The organism is Ferribacterium limneticum, assembly GCF_020510625.1.
In the GTDB taxonomy this organism is placed as follows: domain Bacteria; phylum Pseudomonadota; class Gammaproteobacteria; order Burkholderiales; family Rhodocyclaceae; genus Azonexus; species Azonexus limneticus_A.
On record NZ_CP075191.1, the window covers coordinates 4,199,032 to 4,215,797 of the forward strand.

The 16,766-nt window shown below is 58.9% G+C and carries 19 protein-coding genes; 2 read left to right on the forward strand and 17 right to left on the reverse strand.

Annotated elements, in window-relative coordinates; all coding sequences use genetic code 11:
- The first annotated feature begins 46 nt into the window (after positions 1-46).
- On the forward strand, positions 47-484 hold the full coding sequence (locus KI617_RS20215; protein ID WP_226449436.1) for a hypothetical protein: 438 nt from the start codon (positions 47-49) through the stop codon (positions 482-484).
- Positions 485-538: 54 nt separating this feature from the next.
- On the forward strand, positions 539-793 hold the full coding sequence (locus KI617_RS20220) for a hypothetical protein (RefSeq protein WP_226449437.1): 255 nt from the start codon (positions 539-541) through the stop codon (positions 791-793).
- 66 nt (positions 794-859) lie between these two features.
- On the opposite strand, the gene KI617_RS20225 is transcribed toward KI617_RS20220, so the two are convergent.
- The 17 genes from KI617_RS20225 to rpmH all read right to left on the reverse strand — a co-directional run bounded on the left by KI617_RS20225 (position 860) and on the right by rpmH (position 16,531).
- The gene (locus tag KI617_RS20225; protein ID WP_226449439.1) at positions 860-1,504 is read right to left on the reverse strand and encodes a carboxypeptidase-like regulatory domain-containing protein; all 645 of its coding nucleotides are present in this window, start codon (positions 1,502-1,504) and stop codon (positions 860-862) included.
- A gap of 284 nt (positions 1,505-1,788) precedes the next feature.
- Positions 1,789-2,106, reverse strand: coding sequence for a thioredoxin family protein (locus KI617_RS20230; protein WP_226449441.1), 318 nt, complete (start codon positions 2,104-2,106; stop codon positions 1,789-1,791).
- A gap of 10 nt (positions 2,107-2,116) precedes the next feature.
- Positions 2,117-3,316, reverse strand: a complete 1,200-nt coding sequence (locus KI617_RS20235; RefSeq protein ID WP_226449443.1) for a cation:proton antiporter — start codon at positions 3,314-3,316, stop codon at positions 2,117-2,119.
- Between the two features lie 7 nt (positions 3,317-3,323).
- On the reverse strand, positions 3,324-4,472 hold the full coding sequence (locus tag KI617_RS20240; protein WP_226449445.1) for an HPP family protein: 1,149 nt from the start codon (positions 4,470-4,472) through the stop codon (positions 3,324-3,326).
- Positions 4,473-4,483: 11 nt separating this feature from the next.
- A complete protein-coding gene (locus KI617_RS20245) occupies positions 4,484-5,242 on the reverse strand; it encodes a glycosyltransferase family 2 protein (RefSeq protein ID WP_226449447.1) in 759 nt (252 codons plus the stop codon).
- A 12-nt stretch (positions 5,243-5,254) separates the two neighbouring features.
- Entirely contained in the window at positions 5,255-6,037 is a 783-nt protein-coding gene (locus KI617_RS20250; protein WP_226449449.1) for a lysophospholipid acyltransferase family protein, read from the reverse strand.
- On the reverse strand, positions 6,030-6,878 hold the full coding sequence (locus tag KI617_RS20255; RefSeq protein ID WP_226449451.1) for a MipA/OmpV family protein: 849 nt from the start codon (positions 6,876-6,878) through the stop codon (positions 6,030-6,032). The genes KI617_RS20250 and KI617_RS20255 overlap by 8 nt, the downstream gene beginning before the upstream one ends.
- The gene (locus KI617_RS20260) at positions 6,878-7,882 is read right to left on the reverse strand and encodes a chorismate transformation enzyme, FkbO/Hyg5 family (RefSeq protein WP_226449453.1); all 1,005 of its coding nucleotides are present in this window, start codon (positions 7,880-7,882) and stop codon (positions 6,878-6,880) included. The genes KI617_RS20255 and KI617_RS20260 overlap by 1 nt, the downstream gene beginning before the upstream one ends.
- The gene (locus KI617_RS20265) at positions 7,882-9,216 is read right to left on the reverse strand and encodes an NAD(P)/FAD-dependent oxidoreductase (protein ID WP_226449455.1); all 1,335 of its coding nucleotides are present in this window, start codon (positions 9,214-9,216) and stop codon (positions 7,882-7,884) included. The genes KI617_RS20260 and KI617_RS20265 overlap by 1 nt, the downstream gene beginning before the upstream one ends.
- 44 nt (positions 9,217-9,260) lie before the next feature.
- Positions 9,261-9,902, reverse strand: a complete 642-nt coding sequence (locus KI617_RS20270) for a hypothetical protein (protein WP_226449456.1) — start codon at positions 9,900-9,902, stop codon at positions 9,261-9,263.
- Between the two features lie 39 nt (positions 9,903-9,941).
- The gene (locus KI617_RS20275; RefSeq protein ID WP_226449457.1) at positions 9,942-11,588 is read right to left on the reverse strand and encodes a B12-binding domain-containing radical SAM protein; all 1,647 of its coding nucleotides are present in this window, start codon (positions 11,586-11,588) and stop codon (positions 9,942-9,944) included.
- Between the two features lie 70 nt (positions 11,589-11,658).
- Complete coding sequence (locus KI617_RS20280; RefSeq protein ID WP_226449458.1) at positions 11,659-12,438, reverse strand: sulfite exporter TauE/SafE family protein; 780 nt, start codon at positions 12,436-12,438, stop codon at positions 11,659-11,661.
- A 344-nt stretch (positions 12,439-12,782) separates the two neighbouring features.
- Complete coding sequence (mnmE, locus tag KI617_RS20285) at positions 12,783-14,129, reverse strand: tRNA uridine-5-carboxymethylaminomethyl(34) synthesis GTPase MnmE (RefSeq protein WP_226449459.1); 1,347 nt, start codon at positions 14,127-14,129, stop codon at positions 12,783-12,785.
- A gap of 3 nt (positions 14,130-14,132) precedes the next feature.
- Positions 14,133-15,776 (reverse strand): membrane protein insertase YidC, encoded by a 1,644-nt coding sequence (gene yidC / locus KI617_RS20290; protein WP_226449460.1) that lies wholly within the window; start codon positions 15,774-15,776, stop codon positions 14,133-14,135.
- A 25-nt stretch (positions 15,777-15,801) separates the two neighbouring features.
- Complete coding sequence (gene yidD / locus KI617_RS20295; RefSeq protein ID WP_226449461.1) at positions 15,802-16,011, reverse strand: membrane protein insertion efficiency factor YidD; 210 nt, start codon at positions 16,009-16,011, stop codon at positions 15,802-15,804.
- Entirely contained in the window at positions 16,008-16,379 is a 372-nt protein-coding gene (rnpA, locus tag KI617_RS20300; RefSeq protein ID WP_226449462.1) for a ribonuclease P protein component, read from the reverse strand. The genes yidD and rnpA overlap by 4 nt, the downstream gene beginning before the upstream one ends.
- 17 nt (positions 16,380-16,396) lie before the next feature.
- Entirely contained in the window at positions 16,397-16,531 is a 135-nt protein-coding gene (gene rpmH, locus KI617_RS20305; RefSeq protein ID WP_011289924.1) for a 50S ribosomal protein L34, read from the reverse strand.
- Between the last annotated feature and the right edge of the window lie 235 nt (positions 16,532-16,766).

Sequence of the window (16,766 nt, forward strand, 5' to 3'; positions counted from 1 at the left end):
GCGCGATGCCGGATGATCGGATTCAGTCTGCCAAGGAGAATCCGCCATGCCGAATTTCTATCCCCGCGTTACCGCGAATGCGTCGTCCGAAGCAAAGACAACGGCACCGCTCGATTTTTTCCAGAACCCGCTTGCGGCCTGGCAATCCTTCTCGCTGCCGCTGTCCGGCGACGTCACGCAAGCGATCAATCCGTGGTCATGGACCTTCGGCTCGGCAACCAGCCAGCTTGGGCTGGTCAATATCAACCTCGGGCGCAGCGGCAACCCGGAGGTCGAGCAGGAAGTGCTCGACGAAGTCGGCAGTTACGGCAAGCAGCTCGGCTGCATCGGCGACGCGCTGGCCGTGTTGATCAAGCACGTCAAGGTGGACGAACTGGCGCCCGCCGAACGTGACGCCATCACCAAGCTGCGCTTTCAGCTTGAGGCCATCGAGAAGATCAAGGCCGGCCACCGCACGACGAAAAAGGTGACGAAACGGGACTGACGGCGATAGTGCAGGGCTAGAATGAAGCTGTCGCCCGCTTGAAGGAGGAAATCCATGAATCCCTCGCCAGACAGCCTGACCCTGCATGAAGCCGCCCGGCACCTGGCCGGCAACGTGGCCGAAGCCCAGCACAAATTCGAGGTCGCCCTGGCCCATGCGATCGAACATGGCAACCTGCACGCCAACGTCAAACGCTGGGCCACCGAGCAGTGGGAAGGCCAGCAATTGCCGGGCAACATCAACCGGCTGGAAACCTATATCGACCGTTGCGAACTTGAAGCCTGGCAGAAAGGGAATCCCCCGGCCTGACTACTACGCGCCGGCCGGGCTTACTGATTGTCTGCCGACGGCGCCAACCAGTTTCACCGTTGCCGATTACCGGACTATCTCGACCCTGGATTCGAATTTGTGAACACCGGAGGTCTGGGTGATATCCACGATGCTTTCAAATTCGAGGTCGGCCGGCTCTTGCTCCTGGCGAGGGTGGTCGTAGCCAAACTCATCGTAATAGTGCTTGACCACCGTTCTGAAGCCGGTCACCCGGGCGCTGGCGATATAGTATTTGCCGGGTTTCACATCCTTGAAGCTGTAGCGGCCGAACTCATCGCTCCTGGCCGTTCGCCGGTACTCGGCGAGCTTGGGGCTAACGACGATTTTGACGGACGAGTAATCCCGGTGCCTCTTGATATCGGCAGTCAGCTTCTTTTGCATGGCCAGATATTCTTCCAGGTAAGGCGTATAGGGATACAGATAGACACTGGCTCCCGCGACGGGAACACTGCCTTGAATGCAGCCTATTCCCCGTCCATAGCAACTGACCAGGACCGATTTGATTTCAACATTGCCCGGCTTCAGGGCTGCTTTGGCCAGCGCCTCATCGAAAACGGTCTTGGGCGCGCGGGGAGCCAGGGCGTTGGCCTTTCTGTCGGCACGGTCGACCGGATCACCAGCCAAGGTGGCACAGGCTGAAATTCCCAGCGATGCACATAGCAACAAGCCTAATTTGAGTCGGTTTTTCATGTCCATTTATTGCCTTGCCCAGCGGATCAGGCAGGAAATGCCGATCAGACGGGGATTGTTATCTTGCGGGGAAAGACTGCAGATGTTCGAGAAAGGCGCTGAGACAGGGAACTCAGCGCCAAAGCAAGCTTCAGGGTCAGCCGCAAGGCCCGTGTTATGCGTTCTGCATTTTACCTGCTGACCCGGCTACGAACACAAATATTCAGGCATTGATCATGGCCGGGGAGTGCCATTGGCCCGGCCGATGAATCTCCTCGGCCAATTCTTCTGCGGCTTCGCCAATGTCAGCCGGCGAGCAGTTCACCGACTTCCTGCTCGCTGTTTGGTCGAACAACGCGACCGACTTCCTGACCGTCGCGCAGCAGGATCAGCGTCGGCCATAGCTTGATGCGAAAACTGCGCCCGAGCCGACGCCCGGGACCATCTTCGATTTTCAGATGGGGCAAGGCGGGATGCGCCCGCAGGGCCGCCGCAATGGCTGGCTGGGCGCCTTGGCAATGGCCGCACCAGTTCGCACCGAACTCAAGCAGGACATCGCCGGGCATGGCATCGACCAATGCCCGCTCGGGCGCTTCGGCAGCGTAATTTGCAACATAGGCCATGCACTTCTCCTCAGGCGGAACGCGAGATCAGTTCTTTCAGCCGCGCCAGTTTCGGGGCAACCAAGGGTACCGTCAGCATGGTGCTGACCACCGCCATCAGCAGCAGGGCGGTGAAGGTTTCGCTGGTGATGATCTGCTTGTCGAGCAGGATGTTGGCAAAAATGATCATGATCAGCGCCTTGGTCTGCAACAGCCAGCCGATGATGCTGGCTTCGCCGGGCTGCCATTTGAGGATTTTGCCGGCCGCCTGAACGCCGATCAGCTTGCCGCTGACCGAGGCGACCAGCAGCAGGCCGGCGGCAAGGAATACCGCAGCGCCACCGACATCCCAGTTGGTGCGCAGGCCGGTGGACAGGAAGAAAACCGGCATGATGACGAGCAGTACATGGTGGCGCAGCAGGTCCATCTTTTCCTGATCGAACCAGTCAGCCTCCATGCTTGCCCCGGCGAGGAAGGCGCCGACCATGAAATGCAGCCCGGCCCAGTCGGCGCCGAAGGACACCGCAGCCAGCCAGATCAGTGCCACGTACCAGCGGTCGCGCTCGAGCAGCCGAACCATCAGTTTGTGGAAGAGCCAGGCGGCGATGGCAAAGGCAACGAGGAAAGTAGCCTGGCGGCCGATGCGTTCCCAATCCATCAGGATCAGGGCCAGCACGCCCCAGATGGCGATGTCGTCGAGGCTGGCGTAGCGCAGGATGCGCTGGCCGATCGGCTGGCGCAGCACCTCCAGCTTTTCCATCAGCAAAATGAGAATAGGCAGGGCGGTCACCGCGCAGGCCATGCCGACGCCAACGACAAACTGCCAGGTCAGTGCCTTCGGCCCCATCCAGCCGTCAACCGTCAGCATCAGCCCGGCGGCGGCGCAGCCAAAGAGCAATGGCGTACCGAGCGCCAGGCCGGCGGTGATGCCGCTCTCCCGGCGATGCGCCCAGGCTTTTTTGAGGTCGAGTTCGACGCCGGCAATCATCACGAACAGCATCACCGCCCACCAGGCGATGCCGTTCAGCGACTGAACGACGGCCGGGTTGAAGACGAACTGGTAGTACTCGGGGAACACTCGGCCAAGGATGCCCGGCCCGAGCAGGATGCCGGTGATGATCTGGACGACGACCAGCGGTGCGTAATAGTCGGTCCTGCCGAGCCGCCAGATCAGCCAGGGCACCGTGAAGATGATCGTCATCGCGATCAGGAAAATTTCGGTCGTGTTCATGATTCGTTCAATGGCGGGCGGCAGCCGCCGCCTGGCGGTGATAGATGGCAGCCAGCAGATCGGTTTGGGTCAGAACGCCGGCCAGCCGCTGGTTCTCGTCAAGCACCGGGACAATCACCGGATGCTCGGCTGAGGCAAGCAAGGCAGCGATTTCACCGAGCGGCGTGGTCGTCTGCACCTGGGCAAAGCGGTGGCTCATGATCTGGCCAACCACCTCGGGTTTGTCCGAATAAGCGGAAGGTGTCGCCCGCAACAGGCGACGGATGTTCTCACCGATACCCTGGGCGCCATCCGGCTCGACGTGGCGCAGGAAATTTTCCAGCGTCAGCACGCCGATCACCCGATGACTGCGGTCGACCACCGGCAGGCCATGCAAATGATGGGTCTGCATCAATCCCCAGGCCTCGTTCAGCTCGGTAGCAAACTCGACGCTGAGCGCCGGCGCCGACATGATCTCGCCGCAGATTCGTCGCTCATGGCGCTGATGGGCGTGGGTCGTCGCCAGATCGTAGATGCTGACCAGATCGTCCTCGCTGATGTCGAGGTAAGTATCGAGCCGCTCCAAGGCATGCTGAATGTCTTCGTGGCGGATGCTTCGGCGCACCGGACGGTCCTTTTTGGCGACCTGCGTCGGCGGCAGGCATTGCGGATAACGTCGGCCGGGAATCAGGTTATTGACCACCAGTACCGCCATCAGCGCCGCCCCGACGTTGAGCAGGGCAGTCAGCAAGGAGGTGGACTGCTGCTGGGCACTCAGTGCGAACACAACCGCCATGGCGCCGCCCGGCGGGTGAATGCAGCGCAGCCAGGCGGTCAGCCAGATCGCCAGGCCGAGCGCGACGCCGACGGCGAGAAAGGTCGGGGTGATCCACAGGCCGCAAAAATGGCCGATCAGCGCCGAGATGAACAAGCCCCCGGCCAGCGACCACGGCTGAGCCAGCGGGCTATGCGGCAGGGCAAAGAGAATGACCGAACTGGCTCCGAGCGGCGCCAAGAGATAGCTGATTCCGGGCCCGGCCGGCAACACCGTGAGAATGCCCTGCATCAACAAAATGCCGAGCAGACCCGCCAGCGCACTCAGCCAGCGCTCACGCGGCGACAGCGGCGCCGCGTCGGCAATCAGGTAACGCAGGGCAAACTGGCGCAGGGCGTGCATGGTCTGGCCTATCAGGCGGTCAGGTAACGGAGCAGCAACATTGGCAGGCGGAGCACGAAGCCGATGAACAGCCGGGTATGCATCCAGGTCAGCAGTGTGTTGTCACGCAGGTATTTGAAATGCGAAACGCCGCCTTCGTCGGCCCGGAAATAACGGACCGGGGCATCGATATTGACCGGCTTGACGCCAGCCCAGCACAGGCGAACCACGGCTTCGGGGTCAAAATCGAAGCGGCGCATGAAGCGGGTGGCGCGCATGATCTTGATCAGCGGCATGATCGGATAGACGCGGAAACCGTACAGCGAGTCGCCGATGCCCATCCACAGCGTTTCCAGGTTGGCCCAGCCGTTCGACACCTTGCGACCATTGACGCGCAACGCCGGCGCATCGGCATCGAAGACCGGCTTGCCGAGCACCATCGTTGCCGGCTGCGCCTGAGAGGCGGCCATGAAAGCCGGGATCAGGTCAGCCGGGTGCTGGCCATCCGAATCCATGGTCAGGGCGTGGGTGTAGCCCGCAGCGCCGGCCTGCATGATGCCTTCAAGCACAGCCGCACCCTTGCCCCGGTTTTCCGGCAGGACGATGACCTTCAAACCCTCATCGCTCGCCGCCAGTGCCTGCAGCTTTTCGGCGCTGCCATCCGTGCTGCCATCGACCACCACCCAGACCGGCGTCCATTGGGCGCGGGCGGAGCGCACGGTGTCGAGTAGCTTGGGGCCGGGGTTATAGCTGGGGATCAGGACGAGATGGGTCGTTGAAGCGGCGGACATGGTGAAATGGGTTCAGATAGCAAACGCTGCAGTCGACGGAGATGCCTGGCCTAATTCCGCACGGAAGTAGGCTTCAAGCTCAGCGGTGAAGGCCTGGAGATTGGCCGGTGGCGGAAAGCGGCGGCCGAGGCGGATGCGGCAACGCAAGGGCAGGGAAGGGCGACGGAATAGTGGCCAGGCCTTGCCGAGATAGGGCGTCGAGAACTCGATCAGCAGCGTCTGCACCGGCGTCTTGCTCCGCCCGGCAATCAGCCCGACACTCGGCGAGCATGCCTCGATCGGGAAATTCAGGGTGCGGGAGCCTTCGGGAAAGATGACCAGATGAGCCCCTTGTTGAAGTTCGTCGCGTGAACTGAGGATCATCTCCAGCGCCGCATCATTGCGGATGTAACGAGCCAGCCGGGCAGCCGCGCCGAACAGCAGGTTATCCATCAGCGAGGCCTTCATCACGCAGACGGCGTTGGGCAGCCGGGAAACGATCATCACCGCATCGAGCAGGGACGGGTGGTTGGCCGCGACCACGAGCGGCCCTTTGTCGCGCAGCTGATCGATTTCACGCAGGTCGAAGCGACAGGCGCAGAACAGCGAAAGCAGGTGCAGATAGAACCGGAAACCCAAGGAAATCATGGTCCGCCCCAAAGGCTGACCGAGGCGCCGGGGCAGCAGGGGGTTCAGAATCAGCGCACAGGGCAGCCAGAGCAGACAAAGCAGCGCCAGCAGGCCGAGTCCGAGCACCATGGCGACGTACTCGTAGGCTATCCACAAGGGATTGCCTGCGCTGCTGCGATCAGTCATCGACCTTCACGCGCGTCGACGATTCTCCAAGTATCCAGGTAATGGCGATGCCGCCGGCGACATAATTTTTCTGGCGGACCAGCGGGCTATCCTCGAACGTCGAACCGCTCAGGTTGTCGTAGCGGACGAAGCCACCCACCCAGTATTTCGGGAAGCGCTTGGACAGGGCGACCAGATACTGCATGCCGGCATAGCCGGACTTCGCTTCGTAAGCCGGGCGATCGGCGGTCGCGTATTGCGGCGCCACCGAGTAGTAGTAGGCGTGCTGGCGCTTGTCACCGAACAACGGGCCGGCCAGCATGCCGAGGTTCCAGCCGCCCATGCCCGGTATGTCGGTGATGTCCATATTCAGCTTGGGGTGGAAAACCCAGCCGATGTCCTTGGGGCTTCCCTCAACGGTGAAGGCCGTGCGCAGGGGCAGCAATAGCTTGACGAAGCGGGCCCGGTTCTCGGAGCGCCAGAAGGTGACATCCATCTGCGGCCCGATCTCGAACGTCGCCTCAAGATCCGGCATGCCGCTACGGGCCCGGATGTCGTCACTGCTGCCCGGTGGCGAGAGCGCCATGCTGACGGTCAGGTCGACACGATCCGAATCGAAGAAGCTGCCGCGGATGCCATGCCGGTCAGCTTTCAGGAAATCGCCGTGGTAAGTGAAATGCGGCACCGGCATCATGAAATTATTGGTCTGGTCCGAACCGCGATAGGACGGAAAGCTGAAAGCCGCGGCGCCGGCGCCGATTTCCCACAGCGGCTTGTCTTCAGCGGCCAGGGCACCCGAAACGAACGACGCCAGGCTCAATGCGGTCAGCGCACCTGTCCAGAATTTGTTCGAATTGGCCATCAACGACTCCCCAGGGTATGCGAGGCCATCGCCTCGATTTCGAGCAACAAATCCTGTCGGCAGATATCTGCCTGCAAATAGACGACTTCCGCCTGGCCGATCAACGACACCAAGGTCTCCCGAATAAGCGGGAAGTCCCCGGCCTGGCGAACGTAAACACGGTAGGAAAGCTCTCCCAGCCCGAACCCTCCCGACCGACACTGCCGGTTGCCTTCAGCCAGCACAGCGGCGACATTGGCCATCGCTTCGTGGCACTGCCCGGCGACATCGCCCGGATGCACCGTCTGGTGGCCGACAATGCTGGCCGTGCCGGATATGAACAGCAGTTCCTGTCCCGGCAAATAGGCGAGGGCGGCGCGCGAGAAAGTCGGGCTACGCGGGCCGTAATCGGCCGGATAGTTGTAGGCGCTGACCTGACGGGGGTTTTCAACCGGCACCGCCGGCGCCTCACCGGCCATGAAGGCAATGCTCAGCGCCCCGCCGACCAGCCCGATCGCGCAAGCGGCCGGCACATTGCCGGTAGCACCGCGATGGCATTCGAGGAAAGCATCCTGCCGGCCAACGTTGAACTGCCGGTAGCGCTCCAGCCCCTGGGTTTCCAGATTGATTTCCGCCAGGTAATTCCAGACTCGCCACAGATGCGGCACCTGCTCGGCATCCAGCAGTCGGAAGATACGGCGATAGGCTTCCTCACTGGCCGCCTGCAGCGATGAACACTTGGGCGATCCCTTGAAATCCGCCTCGTCCAGCTCGATCACGCCAAACAGCAGGCCACCGGCCTTGCGCCAGACGATCTCTTCGCAATGCCCGGCCTTGATCGGCCCATCGATCCGCCAGGTCTCATGGACGACCGTCGAGGTCGCCCCAAGCAAGGGGGCAAAAATGCGTTGCACTGGCCAGGCCGGAATAGCGCCGTTAGGCGGTTCGCCAAGCAGGGCACCACCGAGTTCGCTGCCGGTTTCACGTGAAACCGTGGCGGGCGAGGAAATGAACTGAAGCGTCACTATGCGTTATAAACGACCGCGTCGTCGACCTTGCGAATGTTGAATTTGCGGCGTTTCCAGCCCATGAAGGCCTTCCTCGGCTGCATGATGTTGGCGATGTAATAGAGCATCTTGAAGGCAAAGATCGACGACCAGATCGGCGTCTTGCCGAAAATGTCACCGGCCAGCATCGACAGCACGGCTTCCTTGGTCCGGAACAGGTTACGCGGCCCCATGAAGAATTCGCGCATGATCGGGTTGGTTACCCGGTAGATGAACCACGAGAATTCCTTCGGCCCATGCTTCATCAGCGCATCGAATTTCTTCAGCGCAGCCGGCGCCTTGGCCGGCGCTTTCAGGCAGGTATCGATCGCCTCGGCGGCAATGACGCCACTGTTCATGGCGAGCAGCACGCCGGACGAGAACACCGGATCGATGAAGGCGTAGGCGTCGCCGAGCATCACGTAGTTGTTGCCGTGGTTGCGCTCGGAAACGTAGGAGAAATTGCCGGTGGCCTCGATTTCATTGACCAGCTTGGCATCCATCAGGCGCTCGGTCAGCTTCGGACACTGGGCAAAACCATCGCGCAGGAACTGCTCAAGGCTGCGCTCGCCCTTGGTCTTCATGTAGTACGGCCAGGTCACCATGCCGATACTGGTCACATCGTTCTGCATTGGAATGAACCAGAACCAGCCGTGCTCGAACCAGAAAATGGTGATGTTGCCCTCGGCGACACCCTCGTGGCGTTTGCAGCCGGTGAAGTGACCATAAATCGCCGAACTGTTGTGCTTGGGATTGCGGTGCTTGATCTGGAAGCGGTTGGCCAGGAAGGTATCGCGACCGGAAGCATCGACGACGAAGCGGGCCTGCCATTCGGTTTCACGGCCATCATCATGTACGGCTCGGATGGCTGCGCTGTTGTCGGGCAGGAAATCGACCGCCTTGGCCTTGCAGCCTTCGTGGACCTCGACGCCCTTCTTTTCGGCATTGCGGATCAGGATCGTATCGAACTGGTCGCGCTTGACCTGATAGGCGTGGGGCATGGACTTGTCCCAGGCTTCGGCAAAAGTGAAAACCGACGACATTTCGTGGTGCGGCGAGACGAACTCGGCGCCCGGTTTATGCATGCCGATCGCTTTGACTTCCTCGGCAATACCCATGCGCTCGAACAGCGGCAGGTTGGCCGGAAGCAGCGATTCGCCGATATGAAAACGCGGATGGTGCGCCTTTTCCAGCATCACCACCTTGTAACCCTTCTCGGCCAGCATCGGCGCCACGGTACAACCGGCCGGCCCGCCACCAATCACCAGTACGTCGCATTGACGACGCTCCACACCCTGCCCCTGCTGTTCCATCTTTGCGACCCTTTATCCGTTCTCTGTGGCGGCAATCAGTATTTTTATTTGCCCTTGTAGGTCATATAGCCGACGGTTTCGGAGTGTCCATCGATCTTGCTGACCGTTCCGCCCTTGGTCCAATAAACATAATACGGGCCGAAGCTCGACCACCAGTAACGCCAGTACGGGCCATCCAGGCGCTGATTCTCGTTGGTCTGCGGATGGCCGACCGAGATGATGACCTGTTCCTTGGTCATCCCCTTCATCAACTGCCCCTTGGCAATCGCGTTGCGCACAGCCGGGGAGTATCTGGCGATCTTGGCTTTCGGATCATCAAGCACGACCAGCTTGTTCACCCACTGCTCGGTTTTCTCTTCGGCCCGACCATAGTCGTGCCCAAGGCGCATTGGTTTGCCATCAATCTCGACGTAGGCGCGGTAGCCGTCGATCTTCAGCACCTTGATCGGTGTTCCGGCCGCGATAAACGGCAACTGGGCGAGGTTGGAGTCGCTGATCCAGTCGCTGGAATAGTGCAGATTGCAGCAGGCGTAGCCATTGCGGATGCCGGTTTCCTTCCTGACCTCGGCTGCCGGCTTGCCTTCTTCCGGCTTGGTGTCCGTTCCCTTGCAGGCAGACAGCATGGCCAGGGCACAGAAAGCAGCGGCCAATACTGAAAAGTGGCTAAAAACAATTTTTTCCTTCATGACCGGTTTACCTTTTTGCCCGCAACGAAAGACCGGCGATTATACCGCCGGCTGGACGGCTGGCGGCGGGCAACAGGTGCTACCTTCATACACCACCGGAATAATGGCTTTCATCGCTTCACGCCGTGTCATCTTGACCGGTGACATCGAGACGATGTTGTCGATCTGCAGATCGGTGGACAACTGTGGTTTCAGGCCAACGGGCTGACGCGGATGCAGCGCAAATTCGCGCTTGGCCTTTTCCAGCTGTTCCTTGTTGGAACTGAAATAACGGGCCGCCGCTATCGTTTCGGGCAAATGTTTCAGAATATGCCACAGGCTCCAGCGGTGAGCCCACAAGCGCTTGGCAAAGCGCCGGCGATAGCCCTTGCTGTCGTAGAAGCGTTTGACGTGCCAGTTGTACAAGGCGTCCATTTCCTCGCGTGACTTGAAGCCATGGGGCAGGAAAACAAAATTGAGGCAGTTCATCAGACGCCAGTCTTCAATGAAACTCCCCGACACTTCCGAGGCACATTCATCCCAGATCGGCGCCCCATGCAGCGGGCTGAACTTGGTCATGTTCATTTCATCGAGGTCGAGCGAGAGGACGAAATCGCTGGTCACCTTGACTGTTTCTGGCGTTTCTCCCGGCATGCCGAAAATGAACAAACCCTTGGCCCGCATTCCTGCGGCGTGGATCTGGCGCACCGTTTCACGCACGGCTTCCAGTGTCACCCCGGCCTTGTGGCGCTCCATCATCATCGGATCAGCCGATTCGATGCCCATCGAGACCATCAGCACTCCGGCCTGCTTCAGCTTGGCCAACATCTCGTCGGAGGTGTGGCCAGTACGGATCGCACAGTTCCACTGGATACCCAGCGGCTTTTCGATCAGCAGCTCGCATAACTCGAACACACGCTGCTTCTTGGCCGTGAACAGGTCGTCGTACATGTTGATGTGATAAACGCCGAACTTGTCCCGCAGGTACTTCATGTGATCGTAGGTGTATTGCGCCGAATTGGTCTTGTACAAGCGCTCGAATACCGTGCGGTCGCAGAAGGAGCAGGTGTAGGGACAGCCGCGCGAGGTGATCATCGTCGCGCCGTAACGCTTTTCGTAGGCAAACAAGGGCAGATGATAGGCGTGCGGGAAGCCGGCCAACTTCTCGTAAGCCGGGAAGGGCAGTTCGTCGAGATCGAGAATGCGATCACGACGTGGATTGACGACAATTTTCCCCTGTTCGTTGCGCCAGACCAGGTTGCCAATCCCGCTCAAGGGCTTGCCGTCAGCCAGATCGAGAAATGAGCCTTCGCCTTCGCCGATCACCAGATAATCGATTTCCGGAAAGTGTTCGAGAATCGGCGCGCCGAGCGACGAGACATGCACATTGCCGAAGACAATCTTGATCTCCGGCCGGCGCTCGCGAATATAGGCGGCAATCTCGAAGGCATCCATGAAGCCGGAAGTCGTCGCCGAAAAACCGACCATTTCCGGATCGGTCGCCAGCACGATTTCGGCATTCTCGGCAATTGTCGGCGGCGCATAGGGCCCCAGACAGTCATGCAATTGAACGCTATGCCCAAATTTTTCCAGCCAGGAAGCCAGCTGCATGATGCCAATCGGCGGCATGCGGTTGGCCAGCACCGAAAAATCCGGCTGACCAGGGACAAAATTGAAACCAGCAGGGTGAACGAGCGTGACGCGCATGGAACTTCCTCGGACTAAGTGGCTGGATTTTATTAGAAAAAACCATTCCGCTTCGGTTCCGGAAAAAGTATTACCAGGCCGCTAAGGTATCCCAGGCAAATTTGACGATCAGCACCCCAAGCATGACCAGAAACACCTTCCGGATAAAACCACTGCCATGCTTCAAGGCCAGCCAGGTACCGGCCATCGATCCACTGACATTGGCCACGGCCATGGCGGCGGCAAGTAGCGGCAGCACATATCCGTTAGGCAGAAAATAGGAAAGCGCCGCCAGATTGGTCGCCACATTGACCACCTTGGCACTGGCTGAGGCGTGCAGAAAATCGAAACCAAAGAAACGAACGAACAGGAAGATCAGGAAACTGCCCGTACCCGGTCCGAAAAAACCATCATAAAACCCGATAACGCCACCAAGCAATGTGGCGTAGATCAGTTCGCGATGACCACCATGCGCCGGTACATGCGATTGCCCGAAATCCTTTTTCTTCAGCGTGTAAACCGCTGCAAAGATCAACAGGAACAGAATCAGTGGTCTTACCGATTCCTTGGGCAACCAGGCGACGACAGCAGCCCCGATGTAGGCGAAAAAAAACGCCGAACTGGCAGCTGGCAAGATGGTTCGCCACGGCATGGCGACTTGCCGCGCATAGCGCCACGTTGCATTGGCGGTTCCGACAACGCTGGCTGATTTGTTGGTTCCGAACAGGGTTGCTGCCGATTCGCCTGGATATGCCGCAAACAGGGCAGGAATCTGGATCAAGCCACCGCCACCGACCACTGAATCAACCGCTCCGGCCAGAAAAGCGGCCACAACCAACGTCAGCAGCACCGGATCCAAAACCTCGATCATTTGTCAGATGCCAATGTTGGGCAGGTTAAAGCTGAACAGTATTGAGCAGTTTTCATGGTTGGAACGCCCAAGTACTTGATCCGGAATTCGGGGAACGTTGTTGTCTACAGGTTTTAATAATAACTATATGTAAACCTACTACTTAGAATAACTCAGCAACAACTCTGTGGATAAGTTAAATTTAACTTTTAAAATCAAAATACTAATGAATTAAAATCAGCGTCGACAACCCACTGAATAGCCTGTGGATGAATTCCGGATTGTTTTGCAGTTTCTGAAAAAGAGAGAGTTGCCCACAATCGGCGGACAGCTTGTGCACAGGGTTATGGACAGGCTATAAACGCCTATTTTCCGATACAGAATCGGCTGAAAATGACGCCGAGCAGATCGTCAGCAGTGAATTCGCCGGTGATTTCGCCAAGAGACTGCTGGGTAAGGCGCAGTTCCTCGGCAAAGAGTTCCAGTGCCGGCATGGCACCCTCGACGACGTTTCGAGCCGCAGCGAGGTGCTCCTGTGCATTGGCCAGTGCCCTCAGGTGTCGCTCACGGGCAATGAAAACATCCTCAGCCTGATGCCAGCCGGCAATGCGCAACAATTCCTGCCTGAGCAGTTCAATGCCTTGATTGGCTTTGGCGGAGAGGGAAATGGCGATGCCATCAGCCTCGTCGTGGCGTTCGGCTTCACGCCCGGCCAGATCGATCTTGTTATAAACGGTGATGCGCTGCAGGCGCTCGGGCAGACGAGCCAGTATCTCTCGATCTGCCTCGCCAACGCCGGTTCGGGCGTCGACCAGCAGCAGGACGACATCGGAACGTTCGATCTCTTTCCAACTGCGTTCAATACCGATTTTCTCGACTTCATCATCCGTCTCGCGCAAGCCAGCGGTATCGATGATATGCAGCGGAATGCCTTCGATCTGAATGGTCGACCGCAGGGCATCGCGGGTCGTGCCGGCAATGGGTGTAACAATGGCCAGATCATCGCCGGCCAGCCGGTTTAGCAGTGATGACTTGCCGACGTTCGGTTGCCCGGCCAGCACGACATGGAGACCGGATTGCAGCAGTTTTCCTTGGCCAGCCCGGTCGAAAATCTCGGCCAGCTTCAGTTGCAGCCGTTCGAGACGGCCGAAGGCATTGGCTGCTTTCAGAAAATCGATGTCCTCTTCCGGGAAATCCAGCGTGGCTTCAACCAGCATGCGCAGGTTGATCAGTTCGTCATTCAGTTCGCCAATCGCCCTTGAGAACTCGCCCTGCAAGGAACGCACGGCCGAACGGGCAGCGCTGGCGGTTGCCGCATCGATCAGGTCGGCGACAGCCTCGGCCTGGGCCAGGTCCATCTTGCCGTTGAGAAAGGCGCGGCGGCTGAATTCACCGGGTTCGGCCAGTCTGGCTCCCAAATCCAGGCAACGGGCAAGCAGCATCTGCATGACCACCGGACCACCGTGGCCCTGCAGCTCAAGCACGTCCTCGCCGGTAAAGGACTGCGGATTCGGAAAATAGAGGAGCAAACCCGTGTCGATGGTGCTGCCATCGGTCGCCTTGAAATCAGCCAGCGAGGCATAGCGCGGCTTCGGTGTTTTTTCGGTCAGCGCAAAAGCAAAGGGCAGCAAATTGCTGCCCGAGATGCGGATCACGCCGACACCGCCACGGCCTGGGGCCGTAGCGATGGCAGCAATGGTGTCGGATTTCACACGTCAGGCCTTGGCGTCGTTCGCTGCCTTGCCACCGGCATCGATCAAGCGGGTGATCTGCCACTGCTGGGCAATGGAGAGGACGTTGTTGACCACCCAGTAAAGCACCAGACCGGCCGGGAACCAGAAGAACATGAAGCCGAAGATCAGCGGCATCATCATCATGACCTTGGCCTGGATCGGGTCCGGCGGGGTCGGGTTCAGCTTGGTCTGGACAAACATCGAAACCATCATGATGACCGGCAGGATGTAGTACGGGTCAGCCGATGCCAAATCCTTGATCCACAGGATCCACGGTGCACCGCGCATTTCAACGGCACCGAGCAGCACCCAGTAGAGCGCGATGAAGACCGGAATCTGGACCAGGATCGGCAGGCAGCCGCCGAGCGGATTGACCTTCTCGGTCTGGTACAGCTTCATCATTTCCTGGTTCATGCGCTGCTTGTCGTCGCCAAAACGCTCCTTCAACTGAGTCAGGCGCGGGGTCAGCACCTTCATCTTGGCCATCGAGCGGTAGGAAGCGGCAGAAAGCGGGAAGAAGATGGCCTTGATGATGATGGTCAGCACGACAATCGCCCAGCCCCAGTTACCAACCAGCTTGTGTATGGCTTCCAGTGCCCAGAAGATCGGTGCGGCAACGACAGTCAGCCAACCGTAGTCAACAACCAAGTCAAGACCGGAAGCAACCTGCTTGAGTGCCGACTGCAGCTGCGGGCCGGCATACAAGCCGACAGAAGTCTCGCCCTTGGCACCCGGCGCTATTTCAGCGATCGGTACGATCACGCCGGCCTGGAACACATTGCTGCCTTCCACCTTGCGCATGTAGAACTCGCGCTGGGTCTTGTCTGCAGGTACCCAAGCCGAGACGAAATAGTGCTGAACCATGGCCAGCCAGCCGTTGTCAGCCGTCTTGGTGAATTTGGCCTTGTTGTCGGCGATGCTGCTGAAATCGATCTTCTGATACTTTTCGGCATCGGTGAATACCGCCGGACCGGTAAAGGTCGAAACCATCGCGGTCTCGCCGGCCGGTGCAGCATCGTCGCGCTGCAACTGGAAGTAGGCGTGCGGGGCAATGGCCTTGTCGCTGCCGTTGGCAACTTCCCAGGCAACGTCAATCAGGTAGGAGCCACGCTTGAAGGTCAGTATCTTGGCAACCTTGATACCGTTCTGTTCGGTCGATTCAAGGCGAACCTTCAGTTCGTTGGCACCATCAGCCAGTGCTGTTGCCCCGTTGACGTGCTTGAAGTTTGCACGGTGAGTCGGCAAGCCTTCGCCGATCAGGCCAGCCTGAGCCATATAACGATGCTTGGCATCGAATAGGTCGAAATTCTTCAGGTTATTGTCGTGCTCTTTGTAGTTGAGCAGTTCGAGACTGACCAGATCGCCACCCTGGGCAGAAATAGTCGCCTTCAGCAGATCGGTAGTGATCGTGAATGTCTCGGCGGTAGACGCCGGTGCGACCACCGATGGTGCTCCCGGTGCAGCCTTGGCTTGCAGTGCGGCAGAAGGGGTTGGTGCCGTACCTGCAACCTGGGCGGCGGCTACAGCATCTGCGGGCTTCGGCTGGTTGTACTTCTGCCAGTTTTCCCACAGCATGAAGCTGGAGAACGTGAAGATCAAAACCAGTATCAGGCGTCGAGTATCCATAACTGCCTACAAAAAAATTCTTGATTCAGGGTACAGGATCATACCCGCCGGGATGCCATGGGTGACAGCGACAGACGCGCTTGACGCCCAGCCAGCCACCCCGGAAGGCACCATGTTTTTGTACTGCTTCCACCGTATATTCCGAGCAGCTTGGAACATAACGGCAGCTACGCCCGAGAAACGGGCTGATCGCATACTGATAACCGCGAACCAGCGCGATCAACAAGTATTTCATTGTCCATCCCGCTTGTTGCGTGGTCGTTGCAGCTTGTCCAGCAGGGCTACGAAATCATCGGCTACTTGCTTGCGGTCGAGCGGTGCCGGCTTGTTTGCAAGCCTGACGACCAGATCGACCGGCGGCAAGGCAGCCCGGCGCAACCGGAACTGCTCGCGGACGATACGTTTGACCAGATTGCGGTCGACCGCTCGCTTGAGCAGCTTCTTGCCGACCACCAAGCCAAGTCGTGCCTCGGTGTTACTTTCGGGGCGCGGCTGATAATGCAGCATCAGCAACTTGCCTCGAATTGCCTTCCTGAAACCAAAAACGGATGAGAACTCATCCGTTTTTGTCAGGCGATAGCGTCGGGCGAAGGTTTGTTCCACCTCGCCGAACGTCCGGTTTATACGGCCAGACGTGTGCGACCCTTGGCGCGGCGAGCAGCAATGACTGCACGGCCACCCTTGGTGCGCATACGAACCAGGAAGCCATGGGTGCGCTTGCGGCGCACGACCGACGGTTGATACGTGCGTTTCATGTTGTAATCCCTTGATGTGCGAAGAAAAACGCGTGATTACACCCTGTTTGATGGTGTTCTGTCAAGATCAATTATTTGACAAAGCTGTGGATAACTTTTCGGTAGGGGGGTAGAATCGTGCCTTCGCCGGCCTCTGAACGGTCGCCGAAATATTCAAAATATACCAATTAAATCAAGTATCTAATAACCGCCATCGAAATCAATAGCGAATGCGCGGGGAGGAGTGTTGTCGTCG

Coding starts and splice junctions, on each gene's coding strand:
- KI617_RS20215 (WP_226449436.1), top strand. CDS start 47: ATGCCGAATTTCTATCCCCGCGTTACCGCGAATGCGTCGTCCGAAGCA.
- KI617_RS20220 (WP_226449437.1), top strand. CDS start 539: ATGAATCCCTCGCCAGACAGCCTGACCCTGCATGAAGCCGCCCGGCAC.
- KI617_RS20225 (WP_226449439.1), bottom strand. CDS start 1,504: ATGAAAAACCGACTCAAATTAGGCTTGTTGCTATGTGCATCGCTGGGA.
- KI617_RS20230 (WP_226449441.1), bottom strand. CDS start 2,106: ATGGCCTATGTTGCAAATTACGCTGCCGAAGCGCCCGAGCGGGCATTG.
- KI617_RS20235 (WP_226449443.1), bottom strand. CDS start 3,316: ATGAACACGACCGAAATTTTCCTGATCGCGATGACGATCATCTTCACG.
- KI617_RS20240 (WP_226449445.1), bottom strand. CDS start 4,472: ATGCACGCCCTGCGCCAGTTTGCCCTGCGTTACCTGATTGCCGACGCG.
- KI617_RS20245 (WP_226449447.1), bottom strand. CDS start 5,242: ATGTCCGCCGCTTCAACGACCCATCTCGTCCTGATCCCCAGCTATAAC.
- KI617_RS20250 (WP_226449449.1), bottom strand. CDS start 6,037: ATGACTGATCGCAGCAGCGCAGGCAATCCCTTGTGGATAGCCTACGAG.
- KI617_RS20255 (WP_226449451.1), bottom strand. CDS start 6,878: ATGGCCAATTCGAACAAATTCTGGACAGGTGCGCTGACCGCATTGAGC.
- KI617_RS20265 (WP_226449455.1), bottom strand. CDS start 9,216: ATGGAACAGCAGGGGCAGGGTGTGGAGCGTCGTCAATGCGACGTACTG.
- KI617_RS20270 (WP_226449456.1), bottom strand. CDS start 9,902: ATGAAGGAAAAAATTGTTTTTAGCCACTTTTCAGTATTGGCCGCTGCT.
- KI617_RS20275 (WP_226449457.1), bottom strand. CDS start 11,588: ATGCGCGTCACGCTCGTTCACCCTGCTGGTTTCAATTTTGTCCCTGGT.
- KI617_RS20280 (WP_226449458.1), bottom strand. CDS start 12,438: ATGATCGAGGTTTTGGATCCGGTGCTGCTGACGTTGGTTGTGGCCGCT.
- yidC (WP_226449460.1), bottom strand. CDS start 15,776: ATGGATACTCGACGCCTGATACTGGTTTTGATCTTCACGTTCTCCAGC.
- yidD (WP_226449461.1), bottom strand. CDS start 16,011: ATGAAATACTTGTTGATCGCGCTGGTTCGCGGTTATCAGTATGCGATC.
- rpmH (WP_011289924.1), bottom strand. CDS start 16,531: ATGAAACGCACGTATCAACCGTCGGTCGTGCGCCGCAAGCGCACCCAT.